Origin of the sequence: Salinispora pacifica CNR114 (genome assembly GCF_000514775.1) — a bacterium.
GTDB classification, from domain to species: domain Bacteria; phylum Actinomycetota; class Actinomycetes; order Mycobacteriales; family Micromonosporaceae; genus Micromonospora; species Micromonospora pacifica.
On sequence record NZ_KI911468.1, the window covers coordinates 152,619 to 176,013 of the forward strand.

Below are 23,395 nucleotides of genomic sequence, written 5' to 3' on the forward strand. Positions count from 1 at the left end.
CAATGCCCTACACCGGAGATGTCACCCCCGGCGGCCCGCCAGCCACCCGCGAGTTGGGCCAGCTCACCATCACCAAGGTGTCGGTGGGCCCGATGGACAACAACGCCTACCTACTGCGATGCCGGAGCAACGGCGAGCAGATCCTGGTGGACGCGGCCAACGAGGCGCCCCGGCTACTCGACCTGATCGGCGACGCCAGCCTCGCCACGGTGGTCACCACCCACCAGCACATGGACCACTGGCTGGCGCTCGGAGAGGTGGTGGCCGAGACCGGGGCCCGGCCGCTGGCGCACGCCGAGGACGCGCCCGGGCTGCCCATCAAGGTGGAGCCCCTCGCCGACGGCGACCGAATCCCGGTCGGCGACTGCACGCTGAAGGTGATTCACCTGCGCGGGCATACCCCCGGCTCGATCGCCCTGCTCTACCAGGACCCGGCCGGCACAGCACACCTGTTCACCGGGGACAGCCTCTTTCCTGGGGGTCCTGGGAGGACAACAAATCCGACGGACTTCGCACAGATCATGGACGACCTGGAGGCAAAGGTGTTCGGGCCGCTACCTGATGAGACATGGTTCTACCCAGGCCACGGCAAGGACTCGACGCTGGGGGCGGAACGTCCGCATCTGGGCGAGTGGAGAGCGCGCGGCTGGTAGCCGACGGCGCTAGGAGGCGGCCTGGTCCTGTTTGGTGGGGCTTGGCCGTGTGCTGTGCAGATACCGCAGGTACTGCAGGGCCGCCTGCTTGGTGGCATCGGGCATGTCAGGGTCTTCGATGACGCTGAGGGCCTCGGCGACGGTGGGGCTTGGGGCCGGGGCGGTGGGGGTAGGTATTCGACGTCGGCCGGTGACAGGTAGCCGAGCGCGACGCCGGCTGCGACGGTGGACACGCCGAGCACGCGGCAGACGGCCTGCACTTCGTCGGGTTTGGGGTTGCGGCGCGGGCGTTTCCGCCTTCCCAGCGTTGGATGGTGGAAAGGCTGACGCCTGATCTAGCGACTACGTCTTCCTGGCGTAGTCTTGCTTTTGTGCGGCTTTCGCGGAGCAGCCGCGCGAACCGTCTTCCGTTGTGTTCTTGAGCAGCCACGAGGTCACGAAGGCGTACTGGCTGCCTCTTCCGTGCCGCATACTCGCGTCCGTTCCCACTCGGCACTCTTCGGAGTGCGGGCGTGTTGCGGTGTCCGGCCAACGGCGGACTGCTCAAGCAAGGCTAGACGGCCGCAGGATGACTTGCTACAACCCGATGCAACCCGGACCCCACTGGCGATCGCGCTACGCCGGACTGGCCTTCAGCGACAACGGCAACGAGTTCGTCCGCACTCCGCTGAAGTGGTGGAACGACGGCACCAACACCGACCCGTACCAGATGTGGACGATGCAGCGCGACGGCGACTGGGTGTACGTCTTCTCCGTGCGCCCGGGGCGCCAGGACGGCCCGATGATGCTTCGTCGGGTCTTCTGGGACCAGCTCTTCTACCCCGGGTCAACGGCGGGTTCATCCACCCGTGGTCCAACCGGCACGTCAACGGCCTGCACCTACTGGCCTCGACCTGGACCAAGACGCCCGACCGCAGGACCACCGCCTACCACGTCAGCCAGTTCGTCGGCACGGTCTGAACCGCACCGGCTTCGTCGGCGAGGGCGGTTGTTGTCGCGGGTGCCGGCCCGGTCACGAATGGCCGGTGTTGTGGCCTGTCCTCCGCACCTGCCCGAATACCACCATCAGGGGTGCCCGAACGAGGAATCGACGCGTCCACCGATCGCTCCGCGTTGCTGCCAGCAACCGAGGCCGGTGACCGTCTCGAGGAAGGGACCACACCCGATGAGAACCCGGTTCTCCGACCGGACCCGGTCGTTCCTGCGGCTCCCCGCCGCCGCCACCGTGGCCGCGGTAGCGGCGGTCGCTGTCGTCGGATCGGCGGCGCAGGCCCAACCCGTCGAGATCCCGAGCTTTACCGACGGCCACGGTCTGACCGTCGTCGACGCCGAGGCCCACTCCAGCACCGACCTCACTCTCACCGTGACNACCGCGCAGTTGTCCGGCCAACACCAGATCCGCGTGTTCCTTCCCGCCGACTACGCCACCGAACCCGACAAGCGCTGGCCGGTCGCGTACTTCCTGCACGGCGGGGGCGGCCGCCCGCACGACGTGGCGGCCGTCCCGGCCCTGCGCTCAAACTCGATGATCACGGTGGCTCCGAACGGCGGGCTCAAGGGTTGGTACGCCGACTGGGTCATGCAGGACACCGCCCTCGGCGCGGCCAACTGGGAGACCTTCCACACCGAACAGGTCGTNCCCTTCATCGACGCCAACCTGCGTACCCGCACCGACCGGAACCACCGGGCCGTCATCGGTCTGTCGATGGGCGGCTTCGGATCGCTGCACTACGCGCAGGCCCGCCCCGACCTGTTCGGTCACGTCGCCTCGTTGTCCGGCGGGATCGACTTCGGCATGGCGGAGATCCGCGCGGTCGTCCTGGCCATGGAGATCAACCTCCCCGGCCTGGTGTGCAGCTCTGTGCCGGAGGGCACCTGCGCCAGCGTAGGCCCGTACGTCGACAGCGACGCTATTTTCGGCTCGCCATACCCCATCTTCAACGCCGACCGGATCTGGAACGAAGTCGACCCGGCCGCACCGACCAACCTCGCCAAGTTGGCTGACACCACCATCGCGCTCTACACCGGCGACCAGATCCCCGTCGAGTCTTCCACCGCCGTCGCCACCGCGACGGTCGGGGACCGCCTCAACGACCTCGGTATCCCCCACCACACCGTCAACTACGGAGACGGCTCCACCTTGGCGTCCACGTGTAATGGCGGTCACAACTATGGCTGCTGGGCCCCGGCGATCGCCGACTACCTTCCGCGGCTCGAGGCGTCGTTCGACTCGGCCAGCTGACACTGGCCTGTCGGAAACGCCGGTCGTTTGGCGTCGCGGCACCCAGCCCCACCCGCAGTGCTGCGGTCCGTTCGACTTGCCCGAGCAGAGGAGGTTCCCATGCGCGGCACCGGCTCGCCTCCGAGGAGACCGGCAACGATGGTGTGGTCTATGAGGTGGGCCAACGCCGAGGTGTGTCGGACAAGGTCATGCTGGCGGGTTTCGAGGCGGGCTGGGTCGAGTCCCGGATGAACAACCTGAACTGCGGGGACCGGGACTCGCTCGGGTAGACAACCCGGAGTTGTCTACTTATATAAAAGGGGGTACCTTTTGATGCCACCTGTGGTACCAGTTTGGTATCACAGCGTGATGTTGCTGGAAGAGCCCCGCCCCAGCTTTCCAGGCCGTGAGGCGGAGCCCTTCCCCTTCGATGTGGGCTCAGCTGGCGGTTGTCAGTTGGGCCCGCATCCGTTTCCGGCGAGGGTTATCGCCAGACCTGTGGCGTAGGCGAGCACCTTGAGTACTAGTACTACCCACTCTCCGACATCCCGCCACCTGTTGGTGGTGGCCCGTCGGTACTTCCTCGGACCCGAAGGCCCCTTGCAGCGCGTTGACACTCGTCACCGTCCCTGAGATTCAGAGGCCGGGCGGCCGCCCGGCGCGCCAGGGCGGGCGTGTCGACCTGTTTCTCGGAACAGAGAAATCTGTGCAGTGCACCGCGGACAACCATATAGGACAGGCAGTAGACATCAAGTCGGTGCAATGCATCGCACGAGATTGAGGAGAACCTGGGGAAGATGCCTGAAATCTGGGGAGCGTTGAGACCCTGGCGGTCGAACCACGCAACCCGATCTCAAACACCCGCAACCGCCCCACGCATGGACCAGGCCGGGCTTGAGCTGTTGGTTCCGGGCTGAAAGCTAAGACCGGGCCTGCATGCCTAGCGATGGCCCTCGGTCGATGTGTGGTCCGGGCGGTGGTGGTGGTAGTCGTATTGGGTGAGGATGGGATCCATCGCCTCGCGTAGTTCGGCCTCCGTGCGTGTGCCGGCGGCGGGCCAGGCAGGGTTCCGGGTGACGTCGTGAACGTAGGCTCGGACTAGTCAGCCCGGGGCTGGCGCAGCGATTGTTCCTCCATGCCCAGGTGTCGCACCAACGCCTGACGGCCCGCGACGGTGATGGTGACCGCACGGCTGGTACCGATCCGGGTGATCCAGCCGGAGGTGAACGCGTGGTGGCACAGTGCGGCGCCGACCGCTCCGGCTAGGTGGGGGCGGCGGGCAGTGAAGTCCAGGCAGGCGCGTAGTGCCGGTCGGCGGCGCGCATCGGCCGCGGATACGGCAATGCCGAAATCACCCAGCCAGGCCACCCCATCAGTGGTCAGCGACAACCCATGTCGCCAGGTCAACAGGCCACGCTCGGTCATCGCGTCGGCTATGGCTACCGCAACGGTGCCAGCCAGGTGGTCGTAGCAGGTCCGCGCGTGCGCCAGAGCATGTCCGCGACGTGCGCCCGCCAGCGACCGCGTGGGAGCCGGGCGGTGTCCGGCCGCGGCGGCCACGGCCTCGATCAGCGGCGCGGCCTGACCGTCAATCTGCAGATAACGGTGTCGGCCCTGACGGTGTTGTACCAACAGCCCCGCGGCGACCAGCTGATCAGCGTGCTGGCTCAGCGTCGACGCCGCCACCCCGGCGTGGCGGGCCAACTCGCCCAGTGTCCAGGCCCGTCCATCGAGCAGAGCCAGGCACACCGTTGCCCGGGTGTCATCGGCGAGCAACGACGCCCAACCTGCGACCGCCGAGGCGGCCTCGCGGGAGTCCATCGCCCGAGCATGGCACGGCGACATTTCGGCGACCACCGAAACGCTTCGTGCCTAGCCTCGACACCTATGCCAACCCTCAGTGACCCGACTGCCGCCACACACCTGACAATCAGCCCGAAGATCCTGTATTTCGGTACCCCGGTGGTGCTGCTCAGTACCGAGAACGACGATGGCAGTGCCAACCTGGCACCGATTTCGTCGGCATGGGCACTGGGCCACACCGTCGTACTCGGCCTCGGCCCCGACGGGCAGAGCGGCCACAACCTCACCGCACGTCCCGAGATGGTCATCAACCTGCCCGCCGCCCACCAGTGGCAGGCGGTCGAACGTATCGCGTCGCTGACCGGCCGGCATCCGGTACCGGCCAGCAAACGCGACCGGTTTCGCTTCGAACCTGCGAAGTTCACCGCCGCCGGCCTGCGCCCGCAGGAGTCACTGCACGTAAACCCGCCTCGGGTCGCCGACTGCCCGCTACAGGTGGAGGCCCGGGCCAGCCGGATCCACACCGCCACCGGCGGTGCCTTCCTCATCGTCGAAGCCCAGGTCCTCGCCGTGCACGCCGACCCCGGTATCGTCGTGGCCGGCACCGACCACGTCGACCCCAGCGCCTGGAATCCACTGATCTACAACTTCCGCCACTACTTCGGCCTCGGCGCCCAACTCGGCCACAGCTTTCGCTCTGAGACGCCCGACGTGAGTGCGTCGGTGCGATGACGAAGGCGCAAATCCGTGACAAATTGACGAGGTAGAGTCTCGCGTCGTGATGGCAAGGCTTGATCAAGAGGGCGAGGATGGCTGCCGTCTCAGTGAGGAGGCGATGCGGCGGCTGCGGCTCGGATCGGCCTGTACCGTAGACCCCGGACTCACCGACTCGGAAATTGACCGGATCGAGCAAGAGTTCGGGTTCCGCTTTGCCGCCGATCATCGGGCTTTCTGTCCGCAGGGCTGCCTGTGAACACCCGGCCGGAGCGATGACCGCGACCGGTCGATGCGACGCTCGGAGCGTCCAGGAGGACGCCGGGGTTGAGCACCCAGGCCGGGTCCAGCGCCGCCTGCGTGGCGCGCGACGCCAGCACCACCGGCGGATGACCCGCGCCGGCACTTCGCGGGCATCCCGTCTCCCCACCGTCACCGATAGACAGTCCACCCGGGTTGCGGCAGCCCAACGGTGGCTTGCCGACGATCCACACGAGGCGGCGTCGAACACGGTCCTGCTGCCTGAGTTGCCCGCCTGCGGGTCTCGGGGCAACTGTGCCGGATGTTACAGGTTCAGGCCATATCGACGTTTGTATCCGTAACGGTTTAACAAGCGTGACTTCGAGGGCTTCCAGGACCGTTTGTCGGCCCAGTACGCTCCGCCATCACGAGCCGTAGCAGGTGTGGGCTCACATCGAGGTGGGGAGGCCGCCGTACTGGTGCGGCCGGCTGCCTCGGGTGCGCTCGGGCTCCTGCAACTGGAGGAGGTCTACAGCCGTGAGGCGTAAGTACGTACGGGCGCTCGGCGCCATTGGGCTGTCGGCAGCCCTCATTGGCGCTGCGGGCTGCCAGGCGGAGAAGGACGACACCGCCGGCAGCAGTGACTGCGGTGGCAAGATCGCCATGTTCGGTGCCTACAGCGGCCCGAACTCGGGTCTGGCGATCCCGGCGCTCAAGAGTGCCCAACTTGCGGTGAAGCAGCACAACGAGGCGAACCCGGACTGCGAGGTGACCCTGCAGGAGTTCGACACCAAGGGTGATCCGACCGAAGCCACGCCGGTCGCGAACAGGGTGGCCGGCGACGCGTCCTTCGTGGGCGTCATCGGCGGTGGGTTCTCCGGTGAGAGCAAGGCGACGATGGCTGTCTACGAGGCGGCCGAGATGGTGATGGTCAGCCCATCGGCGACCGCGATCGAGTTGACCGCGGGCGGCAACGAGGTGTTCCACCGGGTGGTCGGCAACGACGCCGTCCAGGGTGCCGCCGCTGCCATCTACCTCAGAGACGTCGTGCAGGCCGAGAAGGTCTTCGTGATCAATGACGGCACCACCTACGGCGCCGGCATCACCGACGAGCTGACCGAGGCGCTCGGTGGGTTGGCGGGCGGCACCGATCAGGTGCAGGAGAAGCAGGTCAACTTCGCCGCCACCATCTCGAAGATCAAGGCTGCCGAGCCGGACGCGATCGCCTACGGCGGCTACACGAACGAGGCGGCGCCGTTGGTGAAGCAGCTGCGGGAGGCCGGCATTACGACGCCCTTCCTCGGCCTCGACGGGATCTACGACCCGTCCTTCCCGAAGGGTGCCGGGGCCAGCGCCGAGGGTGCGATCATTACCTGCCTGTGTCTGCCGTCGGAAAAGGCCGGTGGCACCTTCGCGGCTGACTTCGAAGCGGCGTACGGCGGGCCTCCAGGGCCCTTCGGTGCCGAGGGTTTCGACGCCGCGAACGTGTTGATCGAGGGCTTGGCCGAGGGCAACACCACGCGTGCGGATCTGCTGGCGTGGGTCGACTCGTACGACAAGGAGGGGGTCTCGAAGTCCCTCAAGTTCGATGAGAACGGTGACGTGGACAAGTCCCGGGTAGTGACGTGGGCCTACGAGATCAAGGGCGGTGAGCTCACGGCCCAGCAGGAGATCAAGCTCAGCTAAGCCCGGAGGACCGTTGCGCGGCCGGGGCTTTCCCGGCCGCGCGATCGGATCGGCCCTGACGGCCGGGCAGCACTGCGGCGACGCGGGTGGGGGGGGCAAACACACAATGCAGCTTCTCGAGCCGTTGCGGCACAAGGAATCTGCTACCCGGCCCTCTCCGCCCTACCGCTCGACCGGCTGGCCATCGGATGCACCGCACCGCCGACGCCCGGAGCGTCCAGGAGGACGCCGGGGTTGAGCACCCAGGACGGGTCCAGCGTGGCCTTCGCGGCACGCAGCGCCAGCGCCACCGGCTCGGGGCGCTGCTGGTCGTACCAGGGTCGGTGGTCGCGACCGACGGCGTGGTGGTGGGTGATGGTGCCCCCGGCGGCGAGCAGCGCCGCGGAGACGGCGGACTTGATCTGATCCCACTGGGCGACGGTGCTGCCCCACCGGCCGGCGGCGTAGACGCCGAAGTAGGGGGCCGGCCCGTCCGGGTAGACGTGGGTGAACCGGCAGGTGACCACGCCGGTGGCGCCGACCTCCCGCAGCGCGGCGCCGACCGCGTCGAGCACCGCGGCGCGCAGCGCCGGATAGCGGTCCCAGGTGCAGGCGGTCTCGAAGGTCTCCACGATCATCGACCGGGCCGCGAGGGCGTCCCGCTGGTACGGCATCCGCAGGAACGACGACCGCCAGGTGTCGGTGGCGCCACTCCCCCGGGACGGCGACGCGTCGCGCTCCCGGGGCGGCTCGGGCAGCGTCCCGCCGTGGTCCCGGCACAGTTCGATGGCCCGGCCCAGCACCGGCCCGACCGGATGGTCCGCGGATTCGAAGCCCAGCACGAGCACCCCGCCGCCGGTCGCCGCGCCGGCGTTGAGCAGCGCCTCCGCCGGGTCGAGCAGCCGACAGTTACTCGGGTGCAACCCGGACTGGGCGATCGCCCGAGTCGCCGCGACGGCCGCGTCGTGGTCGTCGAAGTGCACCGCCGCGTCGGCCCGCCACCGCGGCCGGTCCTGCACCCGAAGCCACGCCTCGGTGATGACGCCGAGCGTGCCCTCCGAACCGAGGAAGAGCCGATCCGGTGCCGGTCCCGCGCCGGAGGCCGGCAACCGTCGGGACTGGCTGAGCCCGGCCGGGGTGACCACCCGCAACGCCTCCACCAGGTCATCGATGTGGGTCAGGACCGTCGCGTAGTGCCCGCCCGCCCGCGTCGCCAGCCAGCCGCCGACAGTGGAGAACTCGAACGACTGTGGGAAGTGCCGCAGGGTGAGGTGCTGCGGGCGCAGGTGTTCCTCCAGCGCCGGCCCGAACACGCCGGCCTGGACCCGCGCCGCCCGGCTGGTCCGGTCGACCTCCAGCACCCGGTCGAGCCGGCCGAGGTCGAGGCTGACCGTGCCGGGGTAGCCGTCGCCCACCCGAGGCTCCACCCCACCGACCACCGAGGAGCCGCCACCGTACGGGACGACCGCCAGGCCGGAGCGCGAGCACCAGTCCAGCAGGTCGACCACGTCCTGTTCGGAGGTGGGGCGGGCGATTAGATCCGGCGGGTGCCGCACCTCGCCGTGCAGGTTCCGGACCACGTCCCGGAACGCCTTTCCGTGCGCGTGCGCCGCCCGGTCGGCCGGCTCAGCTGAGCAGAGGTGCGACAGCGCCGCCGGCGGCGTGACCCGCGCCGGCGCCAGGTCCAACTCGGCCACCGGCGGCGGTTCGTGCGGGGTCAGGTCAACGTCGGGTAGCAGGGCCCGCACCCGGTCGGCCAGCCGCCCGGCCTCAGCACCGGTGACTGCGTCCTCGACGTAGCCCCAGCCCCACCATGAACGACGCTTCGCGGGCATCCAGTCTCCCCATCTTCACCGTCACCGACGTCGATGCACTGAACCTACTCGACTGATGTCGGGACCGGTATCCCACCGCCCGGCGCCGCTTACCGGTCAGCCACGGTCGAAGCCGGACGCCTGCTCCGGCACCGGTGCCTGGTGGAGGGACCCGGCTGGGGCCGGGTGCCCGTCGTCGGGCAGTCCCGGCAGCAACCGACGCCGAGTCACCGCCAACACCCCGGTGGCGAGCAGCACACCGACCACCATCGTCACCACCATCGGGCTGGGTGCGCCGGGCAGCAGCCCGGTGATCGACCGGGCTGCCGCGCCCAGCACCAGATAGAGCCCGCCCCACGCCGCCGCACCGAGCGCCGCGCAGCCCACAAACCGCCGGTACGACATCCGTAAGCCACCGGCGACCAGCGGCAGCAGCGCGTTGAGGACCGGCAGGAAGGGCGCCACCAGCACCATCTGGCCGCCGCTGCGGCGCAACATGTGCTCCGCCGCCGCCCAGCGCTGTTCGCCGATCCAGTCACCGACTCGCCCGCGCCGCAGCCGGTCACCGAGGTAACGGCCGACCAGGAAGCTCAGTGACCAGCCGGCCAGGCAGCCGGCGACCACGGTGCCGAGCACGGCGGGCCCGGCGGCGGGGCCCTGCACCCCCACAGCCGCGAGGATCGCCACGTCTCCGGGCACCAGCACCCCGAGCAGCGGTACGGCATCGAAGACCATCACCAACCCGAGCGCCCCCAAGAGCAAAAGAGTGGGGAGTTCTCCAATCTGGACCAGCCAATCCATGCCCAACACGTTAGGACCACGTCGCCTCCCCGGATATCCGGAGGGCCCCCCACCAGCCCCTGATTCCCCGCTCAGGGGTTGGCGTCAGCGTGGCCGCAGCACCTGCACCCGCCGCACCGGGGAGTCGGCGGTCGGCTCGGTGGTCGGCACCAGATACTCGGCGACGACCACCATGCCATGGGTCGGCACATGCCCGCGGCCCGGCTCGCCCACCAGCACGTCGACCTCGGCGGAGACGGCGCGGCGGAGGAAGGGCAGCATCCGCGCCGCCGTCGCCCCGTCGTACAGGACATCGCCGGCCACCAGCAGGTCCAACTCGGCGGGGGTGTCGTCCAGCAGGTCCCGGTCGGTGGCCGCAATCCGCACCCCGTTGGCCCGCGCGTTGACCGTGACGGCGGCGACCGAGTACGGGTCGGTGTCCGCGGCCACAACCCGCGCGGCGCCGGCCAGCGCGGCGGCGACCGCGACCACACCCGAGCCAGCGGCCAGATCGAGTACCCGGCGACCCGTCACCAGGTCGGGGTGGTCGAGCAGGTGCCGGGCGAGGGCCTGACCGCCGGGCCACACCGACGCCCAGTACGGCGGGGGCAGCGCGTGCCCAGCCCGGGCTTCCATCCGCGCCCACCAGACGATCGGATCCTCGGCGAGATGCAGGCGCAGTTCGGGCACGAACGGCACGGGTAACAGTCGCAGCCGGTCCAGGCCGTGGCCGGGCGCAGCGATCTCCCGTTCCAGGTCGACCAACGCGGTCGCGGCTACGCCCACCGGGGCAGCATGCCCCAGTCTGGTGGGCCACCGTGTGGTGTTCGGCAGGTCCGCCCCCGGACCGGTCATTTCGTTGCCTACGGCACTTCGTCCAGCGGATTGGCGCGCGGCCCGCTACTGTCGGGAAGGTACCGGGCGATCATCGGCCGCCGGCCGGGGTTCGCCCGCTTGGAACAGGGAGAGATGCATGGCAACCGGCACCGTCAAGTGGTTCAACGCAGAAAAGGGCTTCGGCTTCATCGAGCAGGATGGCGGGGGGCCGGACGTCTTCGTCCACTACTCGTCGATCTCGATGAGCGGTTACCGGGAGCTGAGCGAGGGCCAGAAGGTCGACTTCGATGTAACCCAGGGCCAGAAGGGCCCGCAGGCGGATAACGTCCGCCCGGCGTGACCCGGCGCGGTGACGGCGGTCGGACCGACCGGCCGCCGTCACCGTAGCGTGTGGCCTTCGGCACGCCTGCCGCGGCGCCGGAGCGCGCCACCCCGCCGACGACCAGCGATTCCGATGTGCGGTTCGGCTACTACCGAGCTGACGGGTATCGATATTCCACGGTGGGTAGGACCACCGCCGACGGGTGCCGCGGATCGTGCAGGATCTCCCGCCATCCGGCCTGCAGCGTGATCGCGGTGCCGAGCGGCTCACCGGTGCCGGGGTTACGGGCGTATCGGGGATGGGCCCCACCGCAGATCTGCACCCGCAGTCGGTGACCGGCGGCGAACCGGTGGGCCACCGGCCACAACGGCACCGCGACGCGGACCGCGCCCGTCGGGTCGGCCGCGAAGGTGGTTGGGCTGATTCGGACCAGCCCATCGCAGATGTTCCAGGAGCGACCTCGACGGTCCACGTCGCAGAGTCGCACGAAGACGTCGAGGTGAGGCAGCTCACTTCGGACGAAGACCTCCGCCTCGACCGCTCCGATGATCTCCAACGCGACCGGCAGGGCCGCGCTGGTCCAGGTCAGTACATCCGGGCGAGCCTCGACGCGCCGGTTGTCGACCGGGCCGGCCTGCTGGGCCACCAGCAGCGGGCCGCCCACCGAGGGGGTGGGGTCGGCCGGGTCATACCAGAAACCGTCCGCGGCTGAGGCCGGCGACGGCGCGGCGCGCAACACCCCCTCCGGGTGCAGGTACCAGGGCGTCGGCGTGGCTGGGGGCGGCCAGTCCGGCAGCTCCCGCCAACCACCGCCGGACCCGCCGACGTACAGGCGAACCGGGGCACGAGCGCGCCCCGGATAGCCACCCAGGTGTTCGTCGAGCCAGTCCAGTCCGTCGCGGAGCGCGGCGACGAAGAGCCCCGGACTGCCGTGCGTCCACGGCCCGACGGTGAGCCGGGGCGCGGCACCGGCGTCTCGCAGGGCCGCGAAGTCACGCAGCTGGGCGGGGAGAAAGATGTCGTGCCAGCCACCGATCATGGATACCGGGGCGCGCACCTCGGCGAGCCGGTCGCCGAAGACCCGGGCCCGCCAGTAGGCCGCGTCGGGGGTGTGGTGGCGCAGCCACTCCTGGAAGAAGGGCACGGTCACCCCGGTGGCCACCCGGTCCGCCTCGGCCAACGGCAGGTGGGACAGGCCGGCGGCGAGCCGGGGCTGGCCGCGCCGGAGTTCCCACTGCCGGGCGAGCCACCCGACGGTCTGCGCCTGGAGCAGCTCGACCCAGGTGAGCACGGTGTCCAGGGCGAAGGACTCACCCGGGTACGTCGAGTCGCGGGTGCCGGAGGCGGTCACCACCGCGACCATCGCCCGGAGGTCCGCCCCGGCGTCGGCGGCGACGGCCCACTGGACGAAGCCCTGGTAGCTGACCCCGAACATGCCGAACTCGCCGTTCCACCAGGGTTGTCGCCGTAGCCAGTCGAGGGTGTCGAGGCCGTCCTCGCGCTCGTGGACCAGTGGGTCGAACCGGCTGTCCGAGCCGCCGGTGCCCCGGCAGGACTGAATCACCACGTGGTAGCCCCGCTCGCCGATGAGCCGGCCGAGCAGCCGGATCGGCCCGCCCCGCCCGTACGGGGTGCGGATCAGCACGGTGGGCGCGTTCGGGCGGTCCGGGGCGTAGTGGTCGGTGCGCAGCGACACGCCGTCGCGAACTCGGACCGGGATGTCCCGGGTCAGCCTGACCCGGCGGGTACGTGACGGCGGCAGGCGCAACACGGCCGTGGCTGCCCGGGTCGCCAGCGCCGCGAACACGGCCTCAGCCGTTCGCCCGGCGGGGCTCGGGGCGGGCGGCCCGGACCGCGTCGCGGTGTTCGCGGAGCGTGGCCCGGACGGCCGTGATGAAGCGGTGGACGGTCTCCAACTCGTCGTCGGTGAAGCCGAGCATCACCGCGTCGGTCCGGCGACCGAGCGGTCGGAAGAACTCCCTCGCCACCTCGGCACCGCGGTCGGCGTAGTGCACCAGGACCTTGCGTCGGTCGGTGGAGGTGCGGTCGCGGCGGACGTGGCCGGCGCGTTCCAACCGGTCGAGGAGGGCGGTGACCGACCCGGAGGAGAGGTCGAGTTGTTCGCCGAGCCGACCCGGGGTGATCGGGTCGCCGTGTAGTTCGGCGTCCATGACGGCGATCAGGGCCTGCAGGTCGGTGGCGCCCAGTCCGTGCAGGTGGGCGAAGGCGTGGCCGACGTGTTGGGCGTCCACCGAGTACCGCCGGAGCTCGTTGGTGATCTCCGCGATGAGGTGCTCGCGTCGGGTGTCGCGTCGCCGGTACATGCTCTGACCTGCCACGTCCCGATTTTCTCCTCGCCCTGGTGGTGTGGTTGCAGCATAGCGGAGATACCGATAATCTCGCCTGCCAAGATACTTGGCAATCGCGTATTCCCCGATGTGAGCACCCGAGCCGTCATCCCGTCGAGCCCACGAGGAAACGATGTCCGTCTTCACCCACGTCGCGCGGGGCAGGTGGGCCGCGTGGCTCACCGTGCTCGCCGCGATCGTCCTCGGCGCCGCCGTCTTCGGGCTGCCGAAGCCCGACAACCCCGCCCCCGTATCCGCCACCGGTCTCTCCGACCAGTGGCAGTCCACCCAGGTCGAACGGCTCCAGGAACAGCTGCCCGCCAGTGAGGTCCAACCGGCTCTCGTCGTCGTCAGCCGCACCGACGGCAACGCGCTCACCGCCGCTGACCAGGAGACCCTCACCGGGCAGCGCAACGAACTTCGCCGGTTCGCGGTAAACGGGCAGGTGCCGCCACCGCAGGTCGCCCCGGACAGCTCGGTCGCCCTGATCGCCGTACCGCTGTCCGCCACCGAGGGGCAGGAACGGACCGTCGAGACCATCGACGAGCTGCGGGCCGTGCTGGCCGACACTCCGGGCGACCTCACCATCGACGTAACCGGGGCCCCGGCCTTCACCACCGACCTGACCCGGGTCTTCGACGGCGCGGACACCACCCTGCTGGCGGTGACCGCCGCCGTGGTGGCGCTGCTGCTGCTGATCACCTACCGCAGCCCGATCCTCTGGATGGTGCCGCTGGTGGTCGTCGCCGCCACCGAGCAGCTCACCCTGCGCGCGATCGAGACGATCGTGCCGGCGGTCGGGATCAACCTGCAGTCGGGGGCCGTCACCGGCATCGCCAGCGTCCTCGTCTTCGGCGCCGCCACCAACTACGCGCTGCTGCTGATCGCCCGCTACCGGGAGGAGCTACGCCGCGAGGCGGACCGCTTCACGGCGATGCGAACCGCCCTGGGCCGCACCGCGGAACCCATCCTGGCCAGCGGATCCACCGTGGTCCTCGGCGTTCTCACCCTGTTGCTGTCCGAGCAGGAGAACAACCGGGCGCTCGCCGTGGCCTGCGCCACCGGCGTCGTGTTCGCCATGTTCTCCGCGCTCTTCGTACTCCCGGCCGCCCTGGTGATCTTCGGCCGTGGCCTGTTCTGGCCGTTCGTCCCGCGCCTCGGCAGCGCGGTCACCGAGGGACGCCTGTGGGGCCGGCTCGGCACCGTGGTCCTGCGCCGCCCGGCCTCCGTCGCGGTGCTGGCGACGCTGCTGCTGGCCGGGCTCGCCCTCGGCGGCCTGGGCGTCCGCACCGGGCTGTCGGAGACCGAACAGTTCCGGGTCGAACCGGAGGCGGTCGCCGGAGCGCAGACCCTGGCCACCGCGTTTCCCGCCGGGACCACCCAGCCGGTCGCGGTGCTCACCAACCCGACCGCCGTCGCCGCGGTCACTGCGGCCGCCGCCACGGTGCCCGGCGTCGCCTCAGCCCAACCGGGTAGCACCGGCGCCACCGTCGCCCAGGTCGACGTGGTGCTGACCGCCGAGCCCGGCACCGCCGCCTCCGACCAGACGGTACGGGAGCTGCGCGCGGCGGTCGCCGCAGTACCCGACTCCGCCCCACCCGCGGTTGCCGGCACCGGCCCCCACGACGGAGCCCTGGTCGGCGGCGCCGTCGCCGCCGGCTACGACACCGCCGAGGCCAACACGCTGGACCTGCGGCTGATCCTGCCGATCATCCTGCTGCTGGTCGCCGCCGTCCTGGTACTGCTGCTGCGCGGCCTGCTGGCCCCGGTGCTGCTGGTACTCACCGTGATCGCGTCGTTCTTCGCCAGCCTCGGGGCGGCGTGGCTGCTCTTCGACCACGTCCTGGGCTTCCCCGCACTCGACAGCGGCGTGCTCCTGCTCGCGTTCGTGTTCCTCGTCGCCCTCGGGGTGGACTACAACATCTTCCTGGTCACCCGGGCCCGGGAAGACGCCCGCCACACCGGGACCCGGGACGGGATGCTCTCGGCTCTCCGGGTTACCGGCGGCGTCATCACCAGCGCCGGGGTGCTGCTCGCCGCGGTCTTCGCCGTCCTCGGCGTGCTCCCGCTGATCCTACTCACTCAGATCGGAGTCATCGTCTGCATCGGTGTCCTGCTCGACACCCTGCTCGTCCGGACGGTGCTGGTCCCCGCCCTGGTGTTCCTGCTCAGCGACCGGTTCTGGTGGCCCGGTCGGCCGCCGGCCGTGGCCCCCGGGCAGACACCGGCCACCCCGGTACCGGTCCCCGCCCACGACTGACGGCCCTCGTTCGGGCGCCACGGCGTGGGCGGGGCGCCCGAACCGTCAGTAGGCGAGACAGACGCACTCGGTCATCAGCGCGCGGACGTTGCCCACATACCGCGGATTCGGGATGGTGATCGGGCCCTCCCCGCTCGCCACCGCCGCGTGGCCGTAGTTGTAACTGGCGATCACCGCATTGAGCAGGCACGAGTTCAGCTCGGCCGAGCACAGCGCCGCGTCCAGCCGGTAGTCGCCGTCGAAGTACTCGTCGCCGATGTACTTGGTCAGCCAGGCCAGGTAGTTCACGCCGATGTAGGCGTTGTCGCGGTAGTCCCACACGTCGTAGCTCTGCCCGAACCGTTGGTTCATCCAGTCTGCGGTCGCGGGCATCACCTGCATCAACCCAATGCCGCCGTCACAGGCGACGATCGTGGACTGCCAGCCGCTCTCCTGCCACGCGGTCGCCTTCACCAGGGCCGCCGGAATCCGGATTTCCGGTGCGGAGGTCGGCCAGTACGTCTTCGCCGCGGCGTCGGTGAGTGCCGACCTCATCTGCGTACGGGAGGCCGGCGTGCCCTCGTGGCGGGGTGGGCAGCCGGTCGGCTCCGACTCCGGCGGCGGAGGTGGGGCCTGCGTCTCCGGAGCGGATTTCGCCGCCGCCCCAGACGACGCGGTGGCGGCGGGCTTCGATGCGGGCCCACCGCCGGCGGAACTGCTGGGTGTGGCACTGTGGCTCGGCGCGTCACCCCACTCCGTCCGCGCGAACGGGGTGGCGGTCGGCGAGGGCTCCGTGGTGCTGGCCGCCACTGTCCGATCGGCCGCCACCTCGCCCCGCTCCCCCGCGCACCCCACCGTGAGCAGCACAACAGCGAGCGCACCCACGCCGATCCGGAGCATCTTCATGTCGTCTCCCCCTCCGACCGACGCAAGGTAGCAGTTGTCGATGCCTACCGCCGCCCCGTCATCCGCCGGAGACCCCCTGCGGCGGACGCGACCCGGCTACCGCCGGGCCCGCCGGGTCGCCGACGTCCGAGGCCACCCCGACCGCCCGGTCCCGGGTCACCCACGCCACCATGAACACGGCCGTCCACGCCACCCCCAGCAGCACTCCGGAAAGCGCGCTGCTGGCGGTGCTCAGGCCTAGGTACAGCCGGGCGCCACCAACCCCCACCACCCCGGCGGCGGCACCAGTCCAGGCGGCGACGGCGACCGGCCAACGGGCGCCCCGAGACAGCAGCCACGCGAGGGTGCACAGGCTCGCGGCGACCACGGCGGTCTGGGTCGGAAACAACACCGGCGGGCCGGATCGGTCGGGTTGGACCACGTCTGCGGCGACCGCCAGCACCACCAACGGCATGCACGCGCCGACGGTGCCCACCACGCTGAGCAGGTCTGCCCGCCAGGGTCGCTGCCGCCAGGCGACCCCCGCCGCCACCACCGACACGAACAGGATCACCACCGGGCCGCGCAGCGCCGAAACCGCGGCCAGCGCCACCTCCACCGCCTCCGGCGTACGACGGGCGGCGAACCAGTCGGCGACGGCGCCGTCCACCACCGACAACCCGCTCCGCCGGACCACCACGCCGAGCACCCAGGCGACGGCGAGCCCAGCCAGGAACAGCAGCAGTAGACCGGCGACCAGGTTCAGCAGCAAAGTCCACCCCGGACCGAGGGATCGGGCGAGCAGACCGAAGAGCGCCCCGTAGCGACGGGTCAGCCCGCGCACCGGGGGCAGGCCGCCGGCCCGGGACAGCAACGCCCGTACCGGGTCCGGGTTTCGACCCAGCCAGCGCCCCGCCAGCAGCACCGCCAGCACCGCCCCGAGCAGCACCAGGACCGCTCCCGTAGCTCGGCCGAGCAGGTGCGAGACCGTCTCGTACGACTCGCCGGCCAGGTTTCCGGCGACCACCGAGCCCCCCACCCAGGTCACCACCCCACCCAGGTTCCAGGGCGCGAACCGCCGGTACGGCATCTGCCCCGCCCCCGCCAGCCGGGGCACCAGGGTCCGGGCGAAGGCCACCCAGCGGGCGGTGAAGACCCCCCGGCCCCCCAGTCTTCCGAGCATCGCGTCCGCGCGGCGCCACCGGTGGGGCCCGACGCGGGCACCGAAGCGGCTGGCGCGCAGCCGGGGCCCGTACCGGCGACCGGCCCGGAACGCCACCGCATCTCCCAGCACACCCGCGGCGATCATCACCAGCAGTGCCGGCCCCAGCGGCAGGGCTCCGGTGTAGGTGAGGAATCCGACCAACAGCAGCGTGGCCTCCCCGGGCATCAACAACCCGAAGATGAGCGCCGTCTCGGCGGCCACGATCAACGCCGCGACCAGCAGGATCAGCCCGGGTGGCAGCTCCTGCAGCCGGCTCAGCAACTCATTCACCCGGGCCCCTGGTCACGAGGGTCAGCTTGCCAGCGGTCGATCGCGAGTTACAGGCGTTTCGGTAGAGATCCGGGATACCCCGGGGAAGACCCCGGATGACCCCGACGCTGCGCCGGATCCGCGCAGGCGGAAGGATGGAGGCATGCAGCTTCGCACCGACCTCCGCAACGTCGCCATCATCGCCCACGTCGACCACGGCAAGACCACCCTGGTTGACGCCATGTTGCGGCAGGCTGGCGCCTACGGCGCCCGGGGTGAGGTGACCGAACGGGTGATGGACTCGATGGATCTCGAACGCGAGAAGGGCATCACCATTCTCGCAAAGAACACCGGCGTGCGGTACCTGCCGGCCGACGGCTCCGATCCGGTGACCATCAACATCATCGACACCCCGGGGCACGCCGACTTCGGCGGCGAGGTGGAGCGCGGTCTCACCATGGTCGACGGCGTCGTGCTGCTGGTGGACGCCAGTGAGGGCCCGCTACCGCAGACCCGGTTCGTGCTCCGCAAGGCCCTCCGGGCGCGGATGCCGATCATCCTGGTCATCAACAAGGTGGACCGGCCCGACGCTCGGATCAAGGAGGTCGTGGACGACACCTACGAGCTCTTCCTCGATCTGGACGCCGACGACGCACAGATCGACTTCCCGATCGTCTACGCCTGCGCCCGGGACGGTATCGCCTCCCTCACCCAGCCCGCCGACGGCGCCGTCCCGCAGGACAGCCACAACCTCGAGCCGTTGTTCCGCACCCTGCTCGACACCATCCCGCCGCCCACGTACGACGAGCAGGCCCCGCTCCAGGCGCACGTCACCAACCTGGACGCCTCGCCGTTCCTCGGCCGGCTCGCCCTCTGCCGGGTCCGACAGGGCACGATCACCAAGGGGCAGACCGTCGCCTGGTGCCGCACCGACGGCAGCAGCCAGCGGGTGCGTATCTCCGAAATGCTGATGACCGAGGGCCTGGAGAGCAAGCCGGCCGACTCCGCCGGGCCGGGTGACATCATCGCCGTCGCCGGCATCCCGGAAATCATGATCGGGGAGACGCTCGCCGACGCGGAGGACCCGCGGCCGCTGCCACTGATCACCGTCGACGAGCCGGCCATCTCCATGACCATCGGTACCAACACCTCCCCACTGGTGGGCCGGGCCAAGGGCGCCAAGGTCACCGCGCGGATGGTCAAGGACCGACTGGACCGGGAGCTGATCGGCAACGTCTCGCTGCGGGTCCTGCCGACCGAACGGCCCGACGCCTGGGAGGTACAGGGCCGCGGCGAGTTGGCCCTGGCCATCCTGGTCGAGCAGATGCGCCGCGAGTCCTACGAGTTGACCGTCGGCAAACCGCAGGTCGTCACCAAGGAGATCGACGGTAAGACCTGTGAGCCGGTGGAGCGGCTGACCATCGACGCGCCCGAGGAATACCTGGGCGCGATCACCCAGCTGCTGGCCACCCGCAAGGGTCGGATGGAGCAGTTGGTCAACCATGGCACCGGCTGGATCCGAATGGAGTGGCTGGTCCCGGCGCGGGGTCTGATCGGATTCCGCACCCAGTTCCTCACCGAGACCCGGGGTACCGGCATCCTGCACCACGTCTTCGAGTCGTACGAGCCCTGGTTCGGCGAGCTCCGGACCCGCAACAACGGCTCGCTGGTCGCCGACCGGACCGGCACCGCCACCTCGTTCGCGATGATGAACCTGCAGGAGCGCGGCACCCTCTTCGTCGAGCCGAGCACCGAGGTGTACGAGGGCATGATCGTCGGGGAGAACTCCCGCTCCGACGACATGGATGTCAACATCACCAAGGAGAAGAAGCTCACCAACATGCGCTCGTCGACCGCCGACGAGACGGAGAAGCTGATCCCGCCCCGCAAGCTCTCCCTGGAGCAGGCCCTGGAGTTCTGCCGCGAGGACGAGTGCGTCGAGGTGACCCCGGCCGCGGTGCGGATCCGTAAGGTACTGCTCGACCAGACGCAGCGGGCCCGGGCGGCGGCCCGTCGTAAGCACTCCAGCTGAGGCCACGCCGGGGCGCCGACACCGCGAGACGCGCGGAGGCGCCCCGGCATACCAGCTACCCTCGGTAGGTGATCTTCGACGGTGTCGACGCGCGTCTCGACCGGATGCCCGGCACCGTCTCGGCCTACCTGGCTCGCCTCGACGCGGCCCCCACCTGGACCCGGCGCCCGGACACCACCCACTACGCGGCCAGCACGATGAAGGTGGCCGTGCTGGTGGCGCTCCACCGCGCGCTGGCGGCCGGACACCTCGCCCCGGACACCGCCGTACCGGTCCGCAACGAGTTCGACTCGGCCCAGCCCGGCGCCGCTCGGTTCGCCTGCACCCGCCCCGCTCGAAACGACGACGACGTCTGGGAGCGGATCGGCGGTACCGCCCCGCTACGTTGGCTGGCCGAACGCATGATTGTCCGATCCAGCAACCTCGCCACCAACCTGCTCCTGAACCAGGTCGGCCTACCGGCCGTCGCCGACGTCTGGGCCCGGGCCGGGGCCCGGCACAGCGTCACCGGCCGCGGCATCGAGGATTTCGCCGCCCGTGCGGTCGGCATCACCAACCTGGTCACCGCCGCCGACCTCGCCGCCCTCCTGCGCAGCCTGGCGCTCGGCGCCACCCGGCCCGGGCCACTGGCGACACCCGAGAGCTGCGCCGCCATGCTCGACATCCTCGTCGCGCAGGAACACCGCGAGGATCTCGCCGCCGGCCTGCCCACCGGCACCCGGATCGCCCACAAGAACGGCTGGGTACGTGGGGTGCGGCACAGCGTTGGGGTCGTCTACCCCGACGACGCGCCCCCGTACGTCCTAGCCGTCTGCCGCACCAGCGACCGCCCCGACCACAGCCGGGACGAGGATGCCTGCCAACTCCTCGCCGACCTCTCCGCCCGCGCCTTCGCCCACCGCCACCAGCTCGGCTGAGCCGGGCCGCCACCAGCTCGGCCGACGGCCCAGAGCTCACCCCGCCACGGTGTGGGGTTACTCCAGCAACCGCGCCCGCAACGTCGCGACCAACTCGTCGTCCACCCCAAGCCCGTCGCGCAGGTACGACCCGAACGACCCGTACACCCGCCGCGCCTCGTCGTACCCGGCGTCCAGGTACTCGTCGCGCACCTCCAGCACCGGCCGGACCACGGTGACGTCCAGCTCCGGGTTCCGCCGCCGCATCCCGGCGAGGAGCACCTCCCGCAGGCTCTCGGTGAGTACGTTGTTGGCGAGGTAGTCCGCCCGGATCGTCGCCTCGTCCACCCCGAGGGCGTGCAGCAGCACCGCCGTCAACCAGCCGGTGCGGTCCTTACCAGCCGAGCAGTGGTAGAGCAGGGGCAGGTTCGCCGCCTCCGCCGCCAACCGCACCGCCGCACCGTAGCCGGCCCGCGCCGACTCCCCGGTCACGAACCAGCGGTAGATGGATCGCATCGCCGCCGGCGTGCCCTCCTGTGCCAGTTCCGCGTACGCGCCCAGGTCGTGACCGAGCAGCACCGCCGACACGTAGGTGAAGACCGGATGCGTTACGTCGTACACCGGCAGGTGGATCACTCGGGGGTCCCCCGGCAGCCGGTCCGGCGGGGCCACCACCGCCTCCGTGGCGTCCCGCAGGTCCACCACACAGGCCGGCATCAGCTTCGCCAGCACCGGTAGGTCCTCGTCAGCCAGCCGCCCCAACGCGGGGGTACGCAGCAGCACCCCATCGCGCACCCGACGGCCCCCCGCACCGACCAGACCGCCGAGGTCACGCGCGTTCGGCGCCCCCACCAGCGCCAGCTCCCGGGCGGTCACACCGGTGCTCCACCCCGTTGGCGGACACCACTCGCCCGCACCACACCCGCCGCAACGGTCCACTTGTCCACACAGTCCCCAATCACCCGCCGGTCCCTCCAGGGTGCCCGATGACGATCACGGCGGTACACCCCAGCACGGCGGGCAGCACCGGCTGCGGCGGGCCGTCGGGCCGCGAGCTGAACCATCCCGAGGCCGGTCGCTCCGCCAGTCGCGGTGCTGGACCAGGTCCGGCGTGGGCCTTCAGTCGCGGACCTGAACCAGGTTCCGACGTCGGTCCCGGGACGACTTGACCAGGCTTGCCACCGTTGCCAGCGTCAAGGTACCCAGGATGACCGTCAACGAGAGCCAGATCGGGATGTGCGGGGCCCATCCGACATGCTCGCCTCCGTTGACGAACGGCAGGCTGTTGTCGGCCAGGGCTTCCAGCACCAACTTGACGCCGATGAAGCCGAGTACCACCGCGAGGCCGTAGCTCAGGTAGATCAGCCGGTCCAGCAGGCCGCCGAGCAGGAAGTAGAGCTGCCGCAGACCCATCAGGGCGAAGACGTTCGCGGTGAACACCAGGTACGCCTCCTGGGTGATACCGAAGATCGCCGGAATCGAGTCGAGCGCGAAGATCAGATCTGTCGTGCCGATCGCGATCATCACGACCAACATCGGGGTGAACACCCTTCGCCCGTGCTCGTACGTGGTGAGCTTCGCGCCGTCGTAGTCCCGCGAGATCGGCAGCGCCCGACGGCTCCACCGGATCAGCAGGTTCTCGCTGAAGTCATCCTCATCCGAATCGCCCTGCCGAGCGAGGTTGATCGCCGTGTAGATAAGGAATGCGCCGAAGATGTAGAAAACCCACGAGAACTGGGAGATCAACGCGGCGCCGGCGGCGATGAAGCCACCGCGCATCAACAACGCGAGCACGATGCCGATGAGCAGGACCTTCTGCTGGTAGATCCGGGGCACACCGAAACGGGCCATGATGATCACGAAGACGAAGAGGTTGTCCACCGAGAGGCTGTACTCGGTGAGCCAACCGGTGTAGAACTGCCCCGCCGCGCTCGGCCCGGAGACGAACCAGATTCCCGCGCCGAAGACCAGCGCGAGGGCGACGTAGAAGCCGACCCAGAGACTCGACTCCCGCATGCTGGGTTCGTGTGGGCGACGACCGATGATCAACAGATCGATGATGAGGATCGCGGTCAGTGCGACGAGTGTCCCCGCCCACACCAGTCCGGACACGTCCAAGGCTCAACCTCCGGCAGACACGCAACAATCGGCGCACCGTACGCCCAGGAGGACGGGGTGTGCCGATGACGCCGACTATGGTGACTGTCGGAGGTCTCTTCCGCCACCGCCCCTTCCGGAGCAGTGACCGATGGGGCCGGGTCGAGTTATCGGGCTCGCACTCGACCGTGCTGACGACTCCATCGCGGGGGAATACTCCCCTCCGCCGTTCATTGTCGCCCACCTCGTGGAGCCACCGCACAGTGGGCGGCCGGTGTCCCCCTCACGTCCACCAACCCCTGGTCACGGCGGTGCAGCGGGGCGCGGGGCGCGGCGAGACAGCGGGGCAGCGGGCGTAAGTACCGCGCCGGAGCC

20 protein-coding genes and 1 pseudogene are annotated in these 23,395 nt (G+C 70.2%); 10 read left to right on the plus strand and 11 right to left on the minus strand.

Going from position 1 to position 23,395, the window contains the following annotated elements; genetic code table 11:
* The first annotated feature begins 2 nt into the window (after positions 1-2).
* The gene (locus B118_RS0127530) at positions 3-653 is read left to right on the plus strand and encodes an MBL fold metallo-hydrolase (protein WP_018811221.1); all 651 of its coding nucleotides are present in this window, start codon (positions 3-5) and stop codon (positions 651-653) included.
* Between the two features lie 106 nt (positions 654-759).
* Here the strand turns inward: B118_RS0127530 and B118_RS34045 are convergent, their stop codons facing one another.
* Positions 760-1,149, minus strand: coding sequence for a helix-turn-helix domain-containing protein (locus tag B118_RS34045; protein WP_420329479.1), 390 nt, complete (start codon positions 1,147-1,149; stop codon positions 760-762).
* Positions 1,150-1,236: 87 nt separating this feature from the next.
* Between B118_RS34045 and B118_RS0127540 the strand changes: the two are divergent.
* A pseudogene (locus B118_RS0127540) lies at positions 1,237-1,613 on the plus strand (DUF4185 domain-containing protein); the annotation flags it as partial.
* Between the two features lie 205 nt (positions 1,614-1,818).
* Positions 1,819-2,895, plus strand: coding sequence for an alpha/beta hydrolase (locus B118_RS0127545; protein WP_028193813.1), 1,077 nt, complete (start codon positions 1,819-1,821; stop codon positions 2,893-2,895).
* A 1,077-nt stretch (positions 2,896-3,972) separates the two neighbouring features.
* Here the strand turns inward: B118_RS0127545 and B118_RS0127555 are convergent.
* Positions 3,973-4,695: an ArsR/SmtB family transcription factor gene (locus B118_RS0127555; protein ID WP_018826808.1), complete on the minus strand. Its 723-nt coding sequence runs from the start codon at positions 4,693-4,695 to the stop codon at positions 3,973-3,975.
* Positions 4,696-4,761: 66 nt separating this feature from the next.
* On the opposite strand from B118_RS0127555, the gene B118_RS0127560 reads away from it, so the two are divergent.
* The 3 genes from B118_RS0127560 (at position 4,762) to B118_RS0127575 (ending at position 7,317) form a co-directional block, all read left to right on the plus strand.
* Positions 4,762-5,409 carry a flavin reductase family protein gene (locus tag B118_RS0127560; RefSeq protein WP_028188925.1) on the plus strand — a complete coding sequence of 216 codons (648 nt, stop codon included), beginning with the start codon at positions 4,762-4,764 and terminating at the stop codon, positions 5,407-5,409.
* Positions 5,410-5,455: 46 nt separating this feature from the next.
* A complete protein-coding gene (locus tag B118_RS32280) occupies positions 5,456-5,650 on the plus strand; it encodes an SMI1/KNR4 family protein (RefSeq protein WP_026270986.1) in 195 nt (64 codons plus the stop codon).
* 518 nt (positions 5,651-6,168) lie between these two features.
* Complete coding sequence (locus B118_RS0127575) at positions 6,169-7,317, plus strand: branched-chain amino acid ABC transporter substrate-binding protein (RefSeq protein ID WP_028193814.1); 1,149 nt, start codon at positions 6,169-6,171, stop codon at positions 7,315-7,317.
* Between the two features lie 143 nt (positions 7,318-7,460).
* Here B118_RS0127575 and B118_RS0127580 read toward each other — a convergent pair whose 3' ends face one another.
* The 3 genes from B118_RS0127580 to B118_RS0127590 all read right to left on the minus strand — a co-directional run bounded on the left by B118_RS0127580 (position 7,461) and on the right by B118_RS0127590 (position 10,676).
* Complete coding sequence (locus B118_RS0127580) at positions 7,461-9,131, minus strand: FAD-binding oxidoreductase (RefSeq protein WP_018812828.1); 1,671 nt, start codon at positions 9,129-9,131, stop codon at positions 7,461-7,463.
* Positions 9,132-9,227: 96 nt separating this feature from the next.
* Positions 9,228-9,911: a DedA family protein gene (locus B118_RS0127585; protein ID WP_026270987.1), complete on the minus strand. Its 684-nt coding sequence runs from the start codon at positions 9,909-9,911 to the stop codon at positions 9,228-9,230.
* A gap of 84 nt (positions 9,912-9,995) precedes the next feature.
* Positions 9,996-10,676 carry a class I SAM-dependent methyltransferase gene (locus B118_RS0127590; protein WP_026270988.1) on the minus strand — a complete coding sequence of 227 codons (681 nt, stop codon included), beginning with the start codon at positions 10,674-10,676 and terminating at the stop codon, positions 9,996-9,998.
* Positions 10,677-10,863: 187 nt separating this feature from the next.
* Between B118_RS0127590 and B118_RS0127595 the strand changes: the two genes are divergently transcribed.
* Positions 10,864-11,067, plus strand: a complete 204-nt coding sequence (locus B118_RS0127595; protein ID WP_018216284.1) for a cold-shock protein — start codon at positions 10,864-10,866, stop codon at positions 11,065-11,067.
* A 130-nt stretch (positions 11,068-11,197) separates the two neighbouring features.
* Here B118_RS0127595 and B118_RS0127600 read toward each other — a convergent pair whose 3' ends face one another.
* Positions 11,198-12,856 (minus strand): CocE/NonD family hydrolase, encoded by a 1,659-nt coding sequence (locus tag B118_RS0127600; protein WP_028193815.1) that lies wholly within the window; start codon positions 12,854-12,856, stop codon positions 11,198-11,200.
* Positions 12,857-12,860: 4 nt separating this feature from the next.
* Entirely contained in the window at positions 12,861-13,373 is a 513-nt protein-coding gene (locus tag B118_RS0127605; RefSeq protein WP_033662317.1) for a MarR family winged helix-turn-helix transcriptional regulator, read from the minus strand.
* 157 nt (positions 13,374-13,530) lie between these two features.
* Between B118_RS0127605 and B118_RS0127610 the strand changes: the two genes are divergently transcribed.
* A complete protein-coding gene (locus B118_RS0127610; protein WP_028193816.1) occupies positions 13,531-15,657 on the plus strand; it encodes an MMPL family transporter in 2,127 nt (708 codons plus the stop codon).
* Between the two features lie 45 nt (positions 15,658-15,702).
* On the opposite strand, the gene B118_RS29475 is transcribed toward B118_RS0127610, so the two are convergent.
* Positions 15,703-16,542 carry a lytic transglycosylase domain-containing protein gene (locus B118_RS29475; RefSeq protein ID WP_043542281.1) on the minus strand — a complete coding sequence of 280 codons (840 nt, stop codon included), beginning with the start codon at positions 16,540-16,542 and terminating at the stop codon, positions 15,703-15,705.
* A 58-nt stretch (positions 16,543-16,600) separates the two neighbouring features.
* The gene (locus B118_RS0127625) at positions 16,601-18,016 is read right to left on the minus strand and encodes a DedA family protein (RefSeq protein ID WP_018812835.1); all 1,416 of its coding nucleotides are present in this window, start codon (positions 18,014-18,016) and stop codon (positions 16,601-16,603) included.
* A 142-nt stretch (positions 18,017-18,158) separates the two neighbouring features.
* On the opposite strand from B118_RS0127625, the gene typA reads away from it, so the two are divergent.
* Positions 18,159-20,027, plus strand: a complete 1,869-nt coding sequence (gene typA / locus B118_RS0127630) for a translational GTPase TypA (protein WP_018223346.1) — start codon at positions 18,159-18,161, stop codon at positions 20,025-20,027.
* Between the two features lie 68 nt (positions 20,028-20,095).
* Positions 20,096-20,944, plus strand: coding sequence for a serine hydrolase (locus B118_RS0127635; RefSeq protein ID WP_028185450.1), 849 nt, complete (start codon positions 20,096-20,098; stop codon positions 20,942-20,944).
* Positions 20,945-21,001: 57 nt separating this feature from the next.
* On the opposite strand, the gene B118_RS0127640 is transcribed toward B118_RS0127635, so the two are convergent.
* Together B118_RS0127640 and B118_RS0127645 are read right to left on the minus strand one after the other, a co-directional pair.
* On the minus strand, positions 21,002-21,799 hold the full coding sequence (locus B118_RS0127640; protein WP_018223344.1) for a tyrosine-protein phosphatase: 798 nt from the start codon (positions 21,797-21,799) through the stop codon (positions 21,002-21,004).
* A 243-nt stretch (positions 21,800-22,042) separates the two neighbouring features.
* The gene (locus B118_RS0127645; protein WP_026270991.1) at positions 22,043-23,041 is read right to left on the minus strand and encodes a TerC family protein; all 999 of its coding nucleotides are present in this window, start codon (positions 23,039-23,041) and stop codon (positions 22,043-22,045) included.
* Positions 23,042-23,395: the final 354 nt, after the last annotated feature.

Bases quoted from the DNA above. Each gene is read 5' to 3' on its own strand.
- B118_RS0127555 (WP_018826808.1), bottom strand. From the start codon at position 4,695: ATGGACTCCCGCGAGGCCGCCTCGGCGGTCGCAGGTTGGGCGTCGTTG.
- B118_RS0127580 (WP_018812828.1), bottom strand. From the start codon at position 9,131: ATGCCCGCGAAGCGTCGTTCATGGTGGGGCTGGGGCTACGTCGAGGAC.
- B118_RS29475 (WP_043542281.1), bottom strand. From the start codon at position 16,542: ATGAAGATGCTCCGGATCGGCGTGGGTGCGCTCGCTGTTGTGCTGCTC.
- B118_RS0127585 (WP_026270987.1), bottom strand. From the start codon at position 9,911: ATGGATTGGCTGGTCCAGATTGGAGAACTCCCCACTCTTTTGCTCTTG.
- B118_RS0127560 (WP_028188925.1), top strand. From the start codon at position 4,762: ATGCCAACCCTCAGTGACCCGACTGCCGCCACACACCTGACAATCAGC.
- B118_RS0127595 (WP_018216284.1), top strand. From the start codon at position 10,864: ATGGCAACCGGCACCGTCAAGTGGTTCAACGCAGAAAAGGGCTTCGGC.
- B118_RS0127605 (WP_033662317.1), bottom strand. From the start codon at position 13,373: ATGTACCGGCGACGCGACACCCGACGCGAGCACCTCATCGCGGAGATC.
- B118_RS0127610 (WP_028193816.1), top strand. From the start codon at position 13,531: ATGTCCGTCTTCACCCACGTCGCGCGGGGCAGGTGGGCCGCGTGGCTC.
- typA (WP_018223346.1), top strand. From the start codon at position 18,159: ATGCAGCTTCGCACCGACCTCCGCAACGTCGCCATCATCGCCCACGTC.
- B118_RS0127530 (WP_018811221.1), top strand. From the start codon at position 3: ATGCCCTACACCGGAGATGTCACCCCCGGCGGCCCGCCAGCCACCCGC.